At 70.3% G+C, this 14,631-nt stretch carries 15 protein-coding genes; 8 read left to right on the top strand and 7 right to left on the bottom strand.

The window, feature by feature from the left end; translation table 11 throughout:
• Nucleotides 1–142: 142 nt before the first annotated feature.
• The 6 genes from ACFY1P_RS27660 to ACFY1P_RS27635 all read left to right on the top strand — a co-directional run bounded on the left by ACFY1P_RS27660 (nt 143) and on the right by ACFY1P_RS27635 (nt 5,166).
• Nucleotides 143–640: a 2-oxo-4-hydroxy-4-carboxy-5-ureidoimidazoline decarboxylase gene (locus tag ACFY1P_RS27660; protein ID WP_390752134.1), complete on the top strand. Its 498-nt coding sequence runs from the start codon at nt 143–145 to the stop codon at nt 638–640.
• Nucleotides 641–869: 229 nt separating this feature from the next.
• On the top strand, nt 870–1,250 hold the full coding sequence (sdhC, locus tag ACFY1P_RS27655; protein ID WP_361533686.1) for a succinate dehydrogenase, cytochrome b556 subunit: 381 nt from the start codon (nt 870–872) through the stop codon (nt 1,248–1,250).
• 6 nt (nt 1,251–1,256) lie between these two features.
• Nucleotides 1,257–1,727: a succinate dehydrogenase hydrophobic membrane anchor subunit gene (locus ACFY1P_RS27650; protein WP_361533683.1), complete on the top strand. Its 471-nt coding sequence runs from the start codon at nt 1,257–1,259 to the stop codon at nt 1,725–1,727.
• 20 nt (nt 1,728–1,747) lie between these two features.
• Nucleotides 1,748–3,502 (top strand): succinate dehydrogenase flavoprotein subunit, encoded by a 1,755-nt coding sequence (gene sdhA, locus ACFY1P_RS27645; RefSeq protein WP_361533680.1) that lies wholly within the window; start codon nt 1,748–1,750, stop codon nt 3,500–3,502.
• Entirely contained in the window at nt 3,502–4,260 is a 759-nt protein-coding gene (locus tag ACFY1P_RS27640) for a succinate dehydrogenase iron-sulfur subunit (protein WP_361533677.1), read from the top strand. The genes sdhA and ACFY1P_RS27640 overlap by 1 nt, the downstream gene beginning before the upstream one ends.
• Before the next feature lie 120 nt (nt 4,261–4,380).
• Complete coding sequence (locus ACFY1P_RS27635) at nt 4,381–5,166, top strand: alpha/beta hydrolase (RefSeq protein WP_361533674.1); 786 nt, start codon at nt 4,381–4,383, stop codon at nt 5,164–5,166.
• A gap of 18 nt (nt 5,167–5,184) precedes the next feature.
• Here ACFY1P_RS27635 and ACFY1P_RS27630 read toward each other — a convergent pair whose 3' ends face one another.
• Both ACFY1P_RS27630 and ACFY1P_RS27625 read right to left on the bottom strand, forming a co-directional pair.
• Complete coding sequence (locus ACFY1P_RS27630; RefSeq protein ID WP_390752133.1) at nt 5,185–6,747, bottom strand: ABC transporter substrate-binding protein; 1,563 nt, start codon at nt 6,745–6,747, stop codon at nt 5,185–5,187.
• A 114-nt stretch (nt 6,748–6,861) separates the two neighbouring features.
• Entirely contained in the window at nt 6,862–7,149 is a 288-nt protein-coding gene (locus ACFY1P_RS27625; protein WP_361533668.1) for an SCO4848 family membrane protein, read from the bottom strand.
• 112 nt (nt 7,150–7,261) lie between these two features.
• On the opposite strand from ACFY1P_RS27625, the gene ACFY1P_RS27620 reads away from it, so the two are divergent.
• Entirely contained in the window at nt 7,262–8,503 is a 1,242-nt protein-coding gene (locus ACFY1P_RS27620; RefSeq protein ID WP_390752132.1) for a D-alanyl-D-alanine carboxypeptidase family protein, read from the top strand.
• A gap of 273 nt (nt 8,504–8,776) precedes the next feature.
• Here ACFY1P_RS27620 and ACFY1P_RS27615 read toward each other — a convergent pair whose 3' ends face one another.
• The 3 genes from ACFY1P_RS27615 to trpS form a co-directional block, all read right to left on the bottom strand.
• Complete coding sequence (locus tag ACFY1P_RS27615) at nt 8,777–9,622, bottom strand: YihY/virulence factor BrkB family protein (RefSeq protein WP_361535265.1); 846 nt, start codon at nt 9,620–9,622, stop codon at nt 8,777–8,779.
• Between the two features lie 45 nt (nt 9,623–9,667).
• On the bottom strand, nt 9,668–10,252 hold the full coding sequence (locus ACFY1P_RS27610) for a 2'-5' RNA ligase family protein (RefSeq protein WP_361535263.1): 585 nt from the start codon (nt 10,250–10,252) through the stop codon (nt 9,668–9,670).
• A 173-nt stretch (nt 10,253–10,425) separates the two neighbouring features.
• Entirely contained in the window at nt 10,426–11,439 is a 1,014-nt protein-coding gene (trpS, locus tag ACFY1P_RS27605; protein WP_361535260.1) for a tryptophan--tRNA ligase, read from the bottom strand.
• 99 nt (nt 11,440–11,538) lie between these two features.
• Between trpS and rocD the strand changes: the two genes are divergently transcribed.
• The gene (rocD, locus tag ACFY1P_RS27600) at nt 11,539–12,747 is read left to right on the top strand and encodes an ornithine--oxo-acid transaminase (protein ID WP_390752131.1); all 1,209 of its coding nucleotides are present in this window, start codon (nt 11,539–11,541) and stop codon (nt 12,745–12,747) included.
• Between the two features lie 468 nt (nt 12,748–13,215).
• On the opposite strand, the gene ACFY1P_RS27595 is transcribed toward rocD, so the two are convergent.
• Entirely contained in the window at nt 13,216–13,389 is a 174-nt protein-coding gene (locus tag ACFY1P_RS27595) for a hypothetical protein (RefSeq protein ID WP_361528879.1), read from the bottom strand.
• 53 nt (nt 13,390–13,442) lie between these two features.
• Nucleotides 13,443–14,627 carry a glutathionylspermidine synthase family protein gene (locus ACFY1P_RS27590; RefSeq protein ID WP_390752130.1) on the bottom strand — a complete coding sequence of 395 codons (1,185 nt, stop codon included), beginning with the start codon at nt 14,625–14,627 and terminating at the stop codon, nt 13,443–13,445.
• Between the last annotated feature and the right edge of the window lie 4 nt (nt 14,628–14,631).

Below are 14,631 nucleotides of genomic sequence, written 5' to 3'. Positions count from 1 at the left end.
GCACGGCCCCGCATCGCCCGTACGGCCCTGTGCACCGCCCCTCGTCCCCTGTGCACGGATCCGTACCCCCACGGTCCGCACTTCCGAGGAGCCCACGCTGCACGGCCCCGCCCGCCACGGTCTCGACCGCCTCAACTCCGCGGTGCCCGGCGCCGCCGAAGCCGCCCTCCTCGCCTGCTGCGGCAGCCGCCGGTGGGCCCGGCAGCTGGTGGCCGGGCGCCCGTATCCCGATCTCGCCGCCCTGCTCCGGGCCGCCGACCGGGCCGCGCACGTCCTCGCCCCGGCCGATCTCGCCGAGGCGCTCGCCGACGAGCGGGGCCCGTATCCGGCGCTGGTCCGGCGCGCGGGGCCCGGCATATCCGCCGGCTCCGCCGCGCTGGCCGCCCTGACGCGGGGCCAGGCCGCCTATGAGCACAGATTCGGCCACGTCTTCGTGCTGTGCCTGGACGGCTGCCGGCCCGCCGAGGCCCTCGACCGCGCCCTCGCCGCGCTCCGCTCCCGGCTGGAGGGCACCGTCGAGGAGGAGGCCGCCGCGACCGCAGTCGAGCTCGCCCGCCTCGCCCGCGGCCGGCTGATCCGGCTCGCCCCCGACATCCCGTGCACCCGGAGCCACGACACCCGGCAGCACCATGGGACATAACGCCTAAAGATCATGGAAGCGGGGCCTGTCCGGCACCGGAACCCGCCCCCGAACGGCCCTTTCGGCCCTCGCACTGGTCCGTACGTGCGTGATTGACCACACCCGACGACCCCGGGCGAAAGAACCGACAAGGCGTCGCTACGATGGCCAGGGCCGGTGGACCGTACCCGGCCGGGCCCGCTGACAGTGAAGCCGGCAGGCCCCGATCCCCGCTCCCGGAGGGTTTTCCGTGCCGGCTGGAACGCTGTACCGCGGCCGGGAAGGCATGTGGTCATGGGTGGCTCATCGAGTCACCGGCGTCCTCATTTTCTTCTTCCTGTTCGTGCACGTCCTCGACACCGCTCTCGTTCGCGTCTCTCCCGAGGCCTACGACGATGTCGTCGCGACGTACAAGACGCCCGTCGTCAATGTGATGGAGTACGGCCTCGTCGCCGCCATCCTCTTCCACGCCCTCAATGGTCTGCGCGTCATCGCCGTGGACTTCTGGTCCAAGGGCGCGCGCTACCAGAAGCAGATGCTCTGGTCCGTGGTCCTCGTCTGGGGCGTGCTCATGATCGGCGCTTTCTACCCCGTGCTCCAGCACACGCTGCGCACGCTGTTCGGGAGCTGACGCGTAATGTCCGCTGACACCACCCCCGCTGTGAACGACTCCGTGTCGCTCTACGACGTGGACCACCCGGCTCCGGTCATCGAGCCGCCCCGCAAGCGCACCAAGAAGACGCCGAAGTCGACCCGCACCAACTTCGAGATGTACGGCTGGCTGTTCATGCGGCTGTCCGGCATCGTCCTGGTCGTGCTGGTCCTCGGTCACCTGCTGATCCAGCTGGTGCTCGACGGCGGCGTGTCCAAGGTCGGCTTCGCCTTCGTGGCCGGCCGCTGGGCCTCGCCGTTCTGGCAGGCATGGGACCTGGTCATGCTGTGGCTGGCGATGCTGCACGGCGCCAACGGCCTGCGCACGGTCATCAACGACTACGCGGAGCGGCCCACGACCCGCTTCTGGCTGAAGAACCTGCTGTACGCCGCCACGGTGTTCACCGTCCTGCTGGGCACGCTGGTGATCTTCACCTTCGACCCGAACATCCGCTAGAGCCCGGGGCTGACGCGACCATGAAGATCCACAAGTACGACACCGTCATCGTCGGCGCGGGTGGCGCCGGCATGCGCGCGGCCATCGAGTCGACCAAGCGCAGCCGCACCGCGGTGCTGACGAAGCTCTACCCCACCCGCTCCCACACCGGCGCCGCGCAGGGTGGCATGGCCGCCGCCCTCGCGAACGTCGAGGAGGACAACTGGGAGTGGCACACCTTCGACACGATCAAGGGCGGCGACTACCTGGTCGACCAGGACGCCGCCGAGATCCTGGCGAAGGAGGCCATCGACTCCGTCCTCGACCTGGAGAAGATGGGCCTGCCGTTCAACCGCACCCCGGACGGCACCATCGACCAGCGCCGCTTCGGCGGTCACAGCCGCAACCACGGTGAGGCCCCGGTCCGCCGGTCCTGCTACGCCGCGGACCGCACCGGCCACATGATCCTCCAGACGCTGTACCAGAACTGCGTCAAGGAGGGCGTGGAGTTCTTCAACGAGTTCTACGTCCTGGACCAGCTGATCACCGAGGTCGACGGCGTCAAGAAGTCGGCCGGTGTGGTGGCCTACGAGCTCGCCACCGGCGAGATCCACGTCTTCCAGGCCAAGTCGGTCATCTACGCCTCCGGCGGCACCGGCAAGTTCTTCAAGGTGACCTCCAACGCGCACACCCTCACGGGTGACGGCCAGGCGGCCTGCTACCGCCGCGGCCTGCCGCTGGAGGACATGGAGTTCTTCCAGTTCCACCCGACGGGCATCTGGCGCATGGGCATCCTCCTCACCGAGGGCGCCCGCGGCGAGGGCGGCATCCTCCGCAACAAGGACGGTGAGCGCTTCATGGAGAAGTACGCGCCCGTCATGAAGGACCTCGCCTCGCGTGACGTCGTCTCGCGCTCCATCTACACGGAGATCCGCGAGGGCCGTGGCTGCGGTCCCGAGGGCGACCACGTCTACCTCGACCTCACCCACCTGCCGCCGGAGCAGCTCGACGCCAAGCTCCCGGACATCACCGAGTTCGCGCGGACCTACCTCGGCATCGAGCCCTACACGGACCCGATCCCGATCCAGCCCACCGCGCACTACGCCATGGGCGGCATCCCGACCAACGTCAAGGGCGAGGTGCTGGCCGACAACGACACCGTCGTGCCTGGTCTGTACGCCGCCGGCGAGGTCGCCTGCGTGTCCGTGCACGGCGCCAACCGCCTGGGCACCAACTCGCTGCTGGACATCAACGTCTTCGGCAAGCGGGCCGGCATCGCGGCCGCCGAATACTCCGCCAAGGCCGACTTCGTCGAGCTGCCGGAGGACCCGGCGCAGCTTGTCGCCGAGCAGGTCGAGCGGCTGCGGAACGCCACGGGCGGTGAGCGGGTCGCCGAGATCCGCAAGGAGCTCCAGGAGACCATGGACGCCAACGTCATGGTCTTCCGCACCGAGCAGACCATCAAGACGGCCGTCGAGAAGATCGCCGAGCTGCGCGAGCGCTACAAGAACGTGTCCATCCAGGACAAGGGCAAGCGCTTCAACACCGACCTCCTGGAGGCCATCGAGCTGGGCAACCTGCTCGACCTGGCCGAGGTGATGGCCGTGTCCGCGCTGGCGCGCAAGGAGTCGCGCGGTGGTCACTACCGCGAGGACTTCCCGAACCGCGACGACGTCAACTTCATGCGCCACACCATGGCGTACCGCGAGGTCGGCAAGGACGGCAAGGACTCGATCCGCCTCGACTACAAGCCGGTAGTGCAGACCCGCTACCAGCCGATGGAGCGTAAGTACTGATGGCAACCCCGACCCTGGACAAGCTCGAGGCGGACTCCACCTCCTCGCACCTCATCACGGTCACCTTCCGGGTCCGCCGGTTCAACCCGGAGGTCGCGGCCGAGGCGAGCTGGCAGGACTTCCAGCTGGAGATCGACCCCAAGGAGCGGGTCCTCGACGGCCTCCACAAGATCAAGTGGGAGCTGGACGGCTCGCTGACGTTCCGGCGTTCCTGCGCGCACGGCATCTGCGGCTCCGACGCCATGCGGATCAACGGCAAGAACCGCCTGGCGTGCAAGACGCTGATCAAGGACCTCAACCCGAGCAAGCCGATCACGGTCGAGCCCATCAAGGGCCTCACGGTCCTGAAGGACCTCGTGGTCGACATGGAGCCGTTCTTCCAGGCGTACCGCGACGTCATGCCGTTCCTCATCACCAAGGGGAACGAGCCGACGCGTGAGCGCCTCCAGACGGCCGAGGACCGCGAGCGGTTCGACGACACCACCAAGTGCATCCTGTGCGCGGCGTGCACGTCGTCCTGCCCGGTCTTCTGGAACGACGGGCAGTACTTCGGCCCGGCGGCCATCGTCAACGCCCACCGCTTCATCTTCGACTCGCGTGACGAGGCCGGCGAGCAGCGGCTGGAGATCCTGAACGACAAGGACGGCGTGTGGCGCTGCCGCACGACGTTCAACTGCACCGACGCGTGCCCCCGTGGCATCGAGGTCACCAAGGCGATCCAGGAAGTCAAGCGCGCCCTGATCACGCGCCGCTACTGACCCCGGTCGTACGACGACGCGTCAGGCCCCGCTTCCGCAAGGGAGCGGGGCCTTTCGCGCACCCGGATCCGGCGGATCCTGCTTGACCTTGACACCGTGTCACATGACAGGCTCGACGGCATGACACAGCTGCTTCCGATACCCCTGTCCACGGCCGTCCGCGGCTCCGGCCCCGGTGTGCTGCTCGCGCACGGCGCGGGCGGCAGCATCGCGGGGAACTTCACGACGCTGATCCCCTCCCTCGCCGCCCACCACACCGTGGTCGCGCCCGACTACCCCGGCTCCGGTGCCACGCCGCGCGCGGACGTGCTGACGGCCGATCTGCTGGCCGACGCGCTGGTGGCCCAGGCCGACGCGGCGGGCCTCGACACCTTCACCCTGGTCGGCTACTCGATGGGCACGCAGGTGTCCGTACGGATCGCGGCCCGCCATCCCGAGCGGGTGCGGGGGCTGGTGCTGACGGCGGGTCTGGCCAAGGCCGACAACCGCGTCCTGGCCTCCTTGGACCTGTGGCACACGCTGCTGGAGAACGGCGACCTGGAGAGCTTCGCGCGGTTCACCGCGCTGAGCGGCTTCAGCCCGGGGTTCTTCAACGCGATGCCCCAGGGGCAGCTCGCGGCGTTCTACAGCCTGCTGGTCAAGGGCGTCCCGGCCGGCGCCGCCGAGCAGGCGACCGTGGTGCAGACGACGGACACCACGGCCGACCTCGCGGGCATCTCCGTGCCCACCCTCGTCATCGCCCCGCTCCAGGACACCCTGGTCTCCCCCGAGAACTCCCGGATGCTGGCCGAGGCCATCCCGGGCGCGGAGTACGCCGAGGTGGACACCGGCCACATCGTCATGGCCGAGCGCCCCGACCAGTGGCAGAAGCTGATCCTGGACTTCCTTGCCCGTCACGGGCTCTGACGCTCCATCAGGATTTGATCACATACGCCCCAGCTGCCACAGCCGCCAGGTGCCCGTGCCGTCCGAGAGGTATTCCGTGCCGGAGATGTCCGCGTCGCCCAGCACGTACTCCTTCTTCTGCCACAGCGGCACCAGCGGCACGTCCTCCGCGATGATCTTCTGGATGGCCCGGAAGTCGTCGGACGTGCGGATGCGCTGTTCCTCCTGCTGGGTGTCGCGGATGAGCTGCTCCACACGGGGGTTGGTGTAGCCGGAGTGCAGGGCGGAGTCCTTGCCGACGATGGACGTGGTGAAGGTGTCCGGGTCGGGGAAGTCCGCGAGCCAGCTGACGCAGTACGTGTCGTAGGCGCCGCGGGCGTACCCGGCCAGGAACTCCGCCCACGGCACGTGCCGGGTGGTCACCTCGAACAGCCCGGTGGCCTCCAGCTGCCTCTTCAGCAGGGCCGCCTCCTGGTCGGTGGCGGCACCCTGCGAATAGGCGAGGCCGAAGCGCACCGGGGTGGTGATGCCCGCCTGGCGCAGCAGGGTCCTGGCCTTCTCCGCGTCCGGCGTGGGATAGGCGTCGAAGAAGGACGTGGTGTGGCCGGTGAGGCCCTGCGGGACGAGCGCGTACAGCGGCTCGACGGTGCGCAGGTGGACGTCGCGCGCGAGGGCCTGCCGGTCGACGACCGCGGCGATCGCCCTGCGCACGGCGGTCTGCCGCACGGGCGAGCCGTCCCGCAGGTTGAAGACGAGCGAGCGGGCGACCGAGCCCGTGGACTCCATGAGCTTCGAGCCGGTGTCCGAGGGCGACTGCCCGGCGATGTCCGCCGGGGGGAGCTGGCGGCCGGCGACGTCGATGCTCCGCCGCTTCCACGCCTCGCTCAGCTTCTCGGGCCCCGCGAAATAGCGCACGGTCACGGCGTTCCCCTTGGGCTTGACCGCGCCCACGTAGTGCTTGGCGGGCCGCAGTTCGGCGCTCACGCCGGGCCGGTAGTCCTTGAGGACGTACGGGCCCGAGCCGTCGGCGCCGTTGCCCTGCCGCAGGGCGTCCGCGGGATAGAGCGTGGCGTCCACGATCGATCCGGCGCCCGTGGCGATCTTGAAGGGGAAGGTGGCGTCCGGCACCTTCAGCCGGAAGGTGATCGTCTGCCCGGCCGTCTCCACCGCGTCCAGCGTCTCCAGCAGCGGCGCGGGCCCCTGCTCGGCGTGGATGCGCCGAATCCGGTCGAAGGAGAACTTCACGTCCTTCGCCGTCAGGTCGTGTCCGTTGCCGAACTTCAGCCCGTCGCGCAGGGTGCACACGTACGTCATCAGGCCGTGGCCCCGGAAGCCGCAGCGGCTCGCCGCGTCCGGCAGCGGGGTGCTGGAGCCGGGGGTGAAGGTCAGCAGCGACTGGTAGAGATTGCCGAACAGCGCCCAGGAGCCGACGTCGTAGGCGCCCGCCGGGTCGAGCGCGGTGACCGTGTCCGTCGTGCCGACCGTGATCGGCCCCCGGTCCGCCTCACCCGGCGAACCCAGCCCGCAGCCGGCCGCCCCCGCCGTCAGCAGCAACGCTCCCGCGGCCGCCGCCGCACCCGTCCGTAACCGGCCCGCACGCATCCTCGCGCCCCCTCCGCCCGTGATGCGCATCACCCAAACACACGAGCGCCCCCACGTCCCGGGAATCGGCCAAGTGATCGGCGGCGACCGGCGGAGGTGGCCGGAATCCTCCCGCTATGAGGTGCGCCGCAGTGCCCGCACGCCGCGCAACCCGACGATCCCCACAGCCGTCCCCAGAAGAAACGAGGTGATCGCGAGCAGAAGATGCACCCAGAAGTACGTGGTCGGGTCACCCGCGTCGTCGAAGGCGAGCCCGCTGCCGTCCTTCCACAGATTCTTCGCGAAGGTGATCCAGATGACCCACGACCACGCGCCGAAGGCGAGCAGGAACCAGGACACGCGACGGGAGAGGACGGCGGGGGCGGGAGAGGCGCCGGTGGTCTCTCCGGAAGAACTCTGCATGCGTTTCAGTATGCGTTCGGCCGCCTCGGATCCCCCTATCGGGTCCCCGGCCGGTACCCGCACCGGTGAGGCACCATCCACAGGCCACGGGCGGCGGGGTACGTTCACGGACGTGCCGACGACATCACACCCCCCGCGGTACGCCGCGACGCGCCGCTACCGCCCCGCCCTCGCGGCGGCCGCCTCGTTGCTCCTCCCGCTGATGACCGCCGCTCCCGCCGCCGCCGACAACCCGGCCGACGGCAAGGGCGCCCCCAAGACCCCGCCCGCCCGGATGTCCACGGTGGGCGGCGAACTCCTCGGCAGGCCCGGTCCCCAGGTGCAGCTGGGCCCGGGCGCGCCACAGCTGCCGCAGGACGTCAGCGGCCGCTCCTGGCTGGTCGCCGACGCCGAGTCCGGCGAGATCCTCGCCGCGAACAACGCGCACTGGCGGCTGCCCCCGGCCTCCACCCTCAAGATGCTCTTCGCCGACACGGTGCTGCCGAAGCTCCCGCGCGACAAGGTGCACAAGGTGGCACCGTCCGACCTGGAGGGCATGGGCGCCGGCAGCAGCGCCGTCGGCGTCCGCGAGGGCTCCTCCTACTCCGTCCACGACCTGTGGCTCGGCGTCTTCCTGCGCTCCGGCAACGACGCGGTGCGGGTGCTGTCCACGATGAACGGCGGCGTCCCGCAGACCGTCAAGGACATGCAGGCCCACGCGGACGAGCTCCAGGCGAACGACACGCACGTCGTCAGCCCCGACGGCTACGACGAGGAGGGGCAGGTCTCCAGCGCCTACGACCTGACGCTCTTCGCCCGCTCCGGGCTCCAGAAGGCCGACTTCCGCGAATACTGCTCGACGGTGACCGCGCAGTTCCCCGACGAGGAGAAGAAAGACGGGAAGCGGGGGTCGTTCACGATCGTCAACACCAACCGGCTCCTCACCGGACAGGGTGTGCCCGCGTACAAGGGCATGGCCGGGGTGAAGAACGGCTCCACCACGAACGCGGGCAACACCTTCACCGGCGTGGCCCAGCACGACGGCCGCAAGCTGCTGGTGACCGTCATGAACCCGGAGAAGAGCGAGCCGTACGAGGTCTACACCGAGACCGCGAAGCTCCTCGACTGGGGCTTCGAGGCGGCCGGGCACGTCAAGCCTGTCGGCACGCTCGTCGCACCGAAGTCCACGGGCAAGTCCGGCGACGGCACCGGCCGTCCGTCCGCCGACCGGACGCAGGCTTCTGTCGCCGGTTCGGGTGGCGGCATGTGGACGGCGATGGGGATCACGGGGGCCGTGCTCGTCCTTCTGGCGGTCGCGGGATTCATGGTGCATCGGCGGCATCCGCTGCCGGATCTTGTGCGGCGGAAGAAGTAGCGGTTCAGGGCGGCGGTTCTTGTTCCCCAGCCCCGCCCCTTCCCGAAACCGGGGAGACCCCGGACCCCAACCCGGCTCCGCCGGGTGTCCTCAAACGCCGGACGGGCTGAAAACCAGCCCGTTGGGGGCACCTCTGGGGGCACCCCCGGACGGAGTCTGGGGGAGGTAGCTGGGGGAGTTTGAGGACAGCGCGCGAAGCGTGCTTCGGGGGTCTGGGGGCGCAGCCCCCAGTTTCGGGAAGGGGCGGGGTGGGGAAAAAGCCCGCCGCAGGCGTCACGCCTCCCGCGACGGCGTCGCGGTCCACGCCGCGCAGAAAAGCAGAAGCTTGGCCATGAAGTTGATCCACAGCAGCAGAGCGATCGGCGTGCCGAACGCGCCGTACATGCTCTTCGCCGCGACATGCTGGAGATAGCCGCTGAGCAGCAGCTTCAGGAGTTCGAAGCCGACCGCGCCGATGAGGGCGCCCACGAGCAGGCGGTGCCGGGTGGGGTGGACGGCGGGCAGGCGGGTCAGGAAATAGAGCATCAGCACGTAGTCCGCGAGGACGGCGACGCAGAAGCCCAGCGCCGTGAGCAGCCCGCCGACGCCTTCGAGGCCGACCCGGTGGACCACCCAGCCCACCGCCGCCGAGGCGAACGCGGAGCAGCCCAGCGACACCAGGGCGACGCCGCCGAGGCCCAGCAGGACGACGCCGTCCTTCAAGCGCAGCAGCACGGGGTTGCCGGGGTTCTCCTCGCACTCCCACACCGCGCGCAGGCACTCCCGCAGGGAGCCGACCCAGCCGAGGCCGGTGAAGAGCAGCGCCGCGCCCGCGAGGACGCCGACGGTGCCGGCGTTGTCGACGAGGCCGCTGAGGTCGAGCTGACCGGAGATGCCGGGCACCTGCTCGGCGAGCTTGTGCTCCAGGTCCTGCATCTGCCGTTTGCTGAGCACGGCCACACCGACGGCGGCGCCGACGGTGAGCAGCGGGAAGAGCGCGAGGAAGCTGGTGAAGGTGATCGCGGCGGCCAGCCGGGTCCACTTCACACGGTCGAGGGTCTCGTAGGAACGCCATGCGTGCGTGCGCATGAGACGGGCGATCAGAGGCCCGATCCAGGGCAGCCGGGTCAGCCATTGCATGGACCCACACATTGCCACGTGCGGGCCCCGCGAACCCTCCGGGACTCAGCGGTAGGGGGCCGGCGGGCAGGCCGCGCTCGACCGGGTGGGGGCGGCGCTCTCCACCGGTGCCCCGAAGGGATACTCCCGCTCCAGGCGCCACACCGCGTCGTCGCCCTGCTCGTAGAGCGCGAAGCCCGTGACCGTCCAGGCGGCCTCGAATTCCGACAGCTCGGCGTACGCCCGGTCCATCGCCTCCTCGGCGATGCCGTGGGCGATGGTGACGTGCGGGTGGTAGGGGAACTGGAGCTCGCGGGCGAGCGGCCCGGAGCCGTCGCGGACGCGCTTCTGGAGCCAGGCGCAGGAGGAGGAGCCCTCGACCACGTTGACGTAGACGACGGGCGACAGGGGGCGGAAGGTGCCGGTGCCGGACAGGCGCATCCGGAAGGGGCGGCCCAGCGCCGCGACCTCGGCGAGGTGCTGCTCGATCACGGGCAGGGCCGAGGCGTCGACCTCGGTGGGCGGCAGCAGGGTGACGTGCGTGGGGATGCCGTGCGCGTGCGGGTCCCCGAAGCCCTCGCGGCGCTTCTGGAGGAAGCTGCCGTACGGCTCCGGGACCGCGATCGAAACGCCGAGCGTTACGGTCCCCATTGCGTTCTCCCTCCTGTGCGCCTGCGTGTCCTCGTGGCCAGTGTGACGGCTGCGCCGCCCCCGGTGCCAGGATCCCTGGTCCCGCACGCCCGGGACTCGTGGTCCCGGGCGCGCGGCCGGCCGCTACCGGTTCGCCCGGCGCTCGATCGATGCCTGCTGCGTGCTCGCCGTGCTCAGTGCTTCGCGGGCAGGAAGCCCATCTTGTCGTACGCCTGCGCCAAGGTCTCGGCGGCGACCGTACGGGCCTTCTCGGCGCCCTTGGCCAGAATCGCGTCCAGCGTCTCGGGGTCGTCCAGATATTCCTGCGTACGGGCGCGGAAGGGGGTCACCCACTCCACCATGACCTCGGCGAGGTCGGTCTTGAGCGCACCGTAGCCCTTGCCCTCGTACTTCTGCTCCAGTTCGGCGATTCCCGTGCCGGTGAGCGTGGCGTAGATGGTGAGCAGATTGCTGACGCCCGGCTTGTTCTCGGCGTCGAAGCGGATCACCGTGTCGGTGTCGGTGACCGCGCTCTTGATCTTCTTCGCGGAGACCTTGGGCTCGTCGAGGAGGTTGATCAGGCCCTTGGGGGTGGACGCCGACTTGCTCATCTTGGCGGTCGGGTCCTGGAGGTCGTAGATCTTCGCCGTCTCGCGGACGATGTGCGGCGAGGGCATGGTGAAAGTGTCACCGAAACGGGCGTTGAAGCGCTCGGCGAGGTCACGGGTGAGCTCGATGTGCTGACGCTGGTCCTCACCCACCGGAACCGCGTTCGCCTGGTAGAGCAGGATGTCCGCGACCTGGAGGATGGGGTAGGTGAACAGACCCACCGTGGTCTGGCTCGCGCCCTGCTTCGCCGACTTGTCCTTGAACTGCGTCATGCGCGACGCCTCGCCGAAGCCGGTGATGCAGTTCATCAGCCAGCCGAGCTGGGCGTGCTCGGGCACGTGGCTCTGCACGAAGAGCGTGCAGCGCTCGGGGTCGAGCCCGGCGGCCAGCAGCTGCGCGGCGGCGCTGCGGGTGTTGGCGCGCAGCTCCTTGGGGTCCTGCGGCACGGTGATCGCGTGCAGGTCGACGACCATGTAATAGGCGTCGTGGGTCTCTTGCAGCGCCACGTACTGCCGGATGGCACCGAGGTAGTTCCCGAGGTGGAACGAACCTGCGGTGGGCTGGATACCGGAGAGAGCGCGCGGACGATCGAGGGCCATGAGCACATTCTCTCAGGTGCGCAACCGGACTCGGTCCTGTGGTGCGGAAGGGGGTGTAGAAAAGCCACAGCAGCCTGCCCCGCACACGGAACGGAGCACATGGTGACATCCACGGAACGCAGCATCGCAGCCGCCGAGGCCCACAGCGCGCACAACTACCACCCGTTGCCGGTCGTCGTGGCCTATGCGGAGGGCGCGTGGATGACCGATGTCGAGGGGCGGCGCTTCCTCGACATGCTCGCCGGCTACTCCGCCCTCAACTTCGGCCACGGCAACCGCAGGCTGATCAACGCGGCCAAGGCGCAGCTCGATCGGGTGACGCTCACCTCACGCGCCTTCCACCACGACCGCTTCGCCGACTTCTGCACCGAGCTGGCCGCGCTGTGCGGCAAGGACATGGTGCTGCCGATGAACACGGGCGCGGAGGCGGTCGAGACGGCGGTGAAGACCGCGCGTAAGTGGGGCTACCGCGTCAAGGGCGTCCCGGACGGGCAGGCGAAGATCATCGTGGCCGGGAACAACTTCCACGGCCGCACCACGACGATCATCAGCTTCTCCACGGACGAGGAGGCGCGCGCCGACTACGGTCCGTACACCCCCGGCTTCGAGATCGTGCCGTACGGCGATCTCGCCGCGCTGGAGGCGGCCGTCGACGAGAACACCGTGGCCGTGCTGCTGGAGCCCATCCAGGGCGAGGCCGGGGTGCTGGTGCCGCCCGCCGGCTATCTGCCGGGCGTGCGGCGGCTGACGGCCGAGCGCGGGGTGCTCTTCATCGCGGACGAGATCCAGTCGGGCCTCGGCCGCACGGGCCGGACCTTCGCCTGCGACCACGAGGACGTGGTGCCCGACATCTACGTCCTGGGCAAGGCGCTCGGCGGCGGGGTCGTGCCGGTCTCCGCCGTGGTCGCCTCCCGCGAGGTGCTCGGCGTCTTCCGCCCCGGCGAGCACGGCTCGACCTTCGGCGGCAACCCGCTGGCCTGCGCGGTGGCACTGGAGGTCGTGGCCATGCTGCGGTCCGGCGAGTTCCAGCAGCGCGCGACGGAGCTCGGCGACCACCTCCACCACGAGCTCGGCCTGCTGGTGGGGGGCGGTGCGGTGGAGGCCGTGCGGGGGCGTGGGCTGTGGGCCGGTGTCGACATCGCCCCTTCCGTCGGCACGGGGCGGCAGATCTCCGAGCGGCTGATGGAGCGGGGGGTTCTGGTCAAGGACACGCACGGGTCGACGATCCGGATCGCTCCGCCGCTGGTGATCAGCAAGGAGGATCTGGATTGGGGGCTTGATCAGTTGCGGGGGGTTCTGTCGGCGTAGGGGTGGGCGCGGGTCCGTTGCCGCCTGCGGCGGGCTTTTCCCCTACCCGCCCCTTCCCGCAGCATCTGATGCGCGGCTCCGCCGCGGCCGGGGCTCCGCCCCGGACCCGTGCCCGGGTGCGGCTGGAGTGCTCCCCCAGCTAACGCTGGGAGGTGCCCCCAGCGGCGGGCTTTGTTCCCCTACCCCGCCCCTTCCCGAAACCGGGGAGACCCCGGACCCCAACCCGGCTCCGCCGGGTGTCCTCAAACGCCGGACGGGCTGATTTCAGCCCGTTGGGGGCACCTCTGGGGGCACCCCCGGACGGAGTCTGGGGGAGGTAGCTGGGGGAGTTTGAGGACAGCGCGCGAAGCGTGCTTCGGGGTCTGGGGCGAAGCCCCCAGTTTCGGGAAGGGGCGGGTAGGGGAAAAGCCCGCCGCAGGCGCAAGCAACCCGCACCCGGAATCCGCCACAGCCAAGCGCAGCGTCACGTCACGCGTCGAAATTGCGGTCGAAGATCTCGCGCGCCTTCCATTCCTCCAGCTCCGCGTCCACCTTTTCCCGGCGTGCCCGGTCGTCGGACTTCTCGCGTTCCTGGGCCGCCTTGGACTTCGTCTGGTCCTTCTTCCGCGCCGCCTTGTCCCGGGACTTGTCTCCACCGGCCATCTGCGCTCACTCCTCTCGCGGCCAGGCTGACACAGGCCCGGAACGCCCGCATCTCAGCGGATCACGTGCGGCAGGAAGCGCGCGTAGCCGTCCGTGATCAAGCCCGCGGACTCGCGGATCCCGAGGCCTGCGGGTTCGCCGTCGACGGTCCACGCGCCGAGGACGACGTGGTTGCCGTCGAAGTCGGGCAGCGGTGCCAGCGCCTGGAAGCAGCAGGGCTCCCCGGGCGTGTGGGGCGCGGCGCCCGGGGGGTGGACGGTGACGCCGGCGCCCTCGCGGCCCAGGAGCGGCTTGGCCACGTAGCCGCGGCCGGCGGCGAGCTCGCGGGGGCCGTCGAGGTAGGCGGGCAGCAGGTTCGGGTGGCCGGGGAAGAGCTCCCACAGGACGGCGAGCAGCGCCTTGTTGGAGAGGAGCATCTTCCAGGCCGGCTCGATCCACAGGGTGGAGCCCGTACCGCCGCCGTTGTCGAGGGTGTCCAGGGCGTGCCCGCCGAAGGGGTCGGTGGCCAGCCACTCCCAGGGGTAGAGCTTGAAGCAGGCGCGGATGAAGGCGTACCGCTCGTCGACGAAGCGGCCCGAGAGCGGGTCCCAGCCGATGTCCTCCATGGAGATCGCGCGGGTGTCGATCCCGGCCTGTCCGGCGGTCTCCCGCAGATAGGCGACGGTCATCAGGTCCTCGCCGATCTCGTCGCCCGCGGAGTGCGCGAAGTGCAGCGGGGCGCCGGGCGGCAGCAGGTCCGCCTGCCGCCGCCAGGCGGCGACGAGGCGCTCGTGGAGGGAGTTCCACTGGTCGCCGTCGGGGAAGCGGTCCTCCATCCAGAACCACTGGGCGCTCGCCGCCTCCACTAGCGAGGTGGGGGTGTCGGCGTTGTACTCCAGCATCGTGGCCGGGCCGTGCCCGTCGTAGCGCAGGTCGAACCGGCCGTAGACGGAGGGGAGTTCGTCCCGCCGCCGCCAGGACTCGGCGACCAGGCCGGCGAGCCGGCCGTCGGTGATGCCGAGTTCGGCGAAGCGGCCGCGGTCGACGATGTGGGCGGCCGCGGCCAGGCACATCTCGTGCAGCTCCGCCACGACGGCTTCCAGCGCCTCGACCTCGGCGAGCGAGAAGGAGTAGTACGCGCTCTCGTCCCAGTACGGGCGCAGCGAGCCGTCCGGGTGCCGGGTGAGCGGATAGACGACGCCCTGTTCCTCGACGACGCTCTGCCAGTCCGGGCGGGCGGTGATGCGGTGGCGGCGCACGGCC

This window comes from Streptomyces sp. NPDC001407 (genome assembly GCF_042895325.1).
In the GTDB taxonomy this organism is placed as follows: Bacteria; Actinomycetota; Actinomycetes; order Streptomycetales; family Streptomycetaceae; genus Streptomyces.
The sequence above is the reverse complement of the archived record's forward strand: the minus strand, read 5'-3'. Positions and strand labels throughout refer to the sequence as shown.

Bases quoted from the DNA above. Each gene is read 5' to 3' on its own strand.
- ACFY1P_RS27635 (WP_361533674.1), top strand. From the start codon at position 4,381: ATGACACAGCTGCTTCCGATACCCCTGTCCACGGCCGTCCGCGGCTCC.
- ACFY1P_RS27595 (WP_361528879.1), bottom strand. From the start codon at position 13,389: ATGGCCGGTGGAGACAAGTCCCGGGACAAGGCGGCGCGGAAGAAGGAC.
- sdhA (WP_361533680.1), top strand. From the start codon at position 1,748: ATGAAGATCCACAAGTACGACACCGTCATCGTCGGCGCGGGTGGCGCC.
- ACFY1P_RS27615 (WP_361535265.1), bottom strand. From the start codon at position 9,622: ATGCAATGGCTGACCCGGCTGCCCTGGATCGGGCCTCTGATCGCCCGT.
- rocD (WP_390752131.1), top strand. From the start codon at position 11,539: ATGGTGACATCCACGGAACGCAGCATCGCAGCCGCCGAGGCCCACAGC.
- ACFY1P_RS27630 (WP_390752133.1), bottom strand. From the start codon at position 6,747: ATGCGTGCGGGCCGGTTACGGACGGGTGCGGCGGCGGCCGCGGGAGCG.
- ACFY1P_RS27640 (WP_361533677.1), top strand. From the start codon at position 3,502: ATGGCAACCCCGACCCTGGACAAGCTCGAGGCGGACTCCACCTCCTCG.
- ACFY1P_RS27610 (WP_361535263.1), bottom strand. From the start codon at position 10,252: ATGGGGACCGTAACGCTCGGCGTTTCGATCGCGGTCCCGGAGCCGTAC.
- ACFY1P_RS27650 (WP_361533683.1), top strand. From the start codon at position 1,257: ATGTCCGCTGACACCACCCCCGCTGTGAACGACTCCGTGTCGCTCTAC.
- ACFY1P_RS27625 (WP_361533668.1), bottom strand. From the start codon at position 7,149: ATGCAGAGTTCTTCCGGAGAGACCACCGGCGCCTCTCCCGCCCCCGCC.
- trpS (WP_361535260.1), bottom strand. From the start codon at position 11,439: ATGGCCCTCGATCGTCCGCGCGCTCTCTCCGGTATCCAGCCCACCGCA.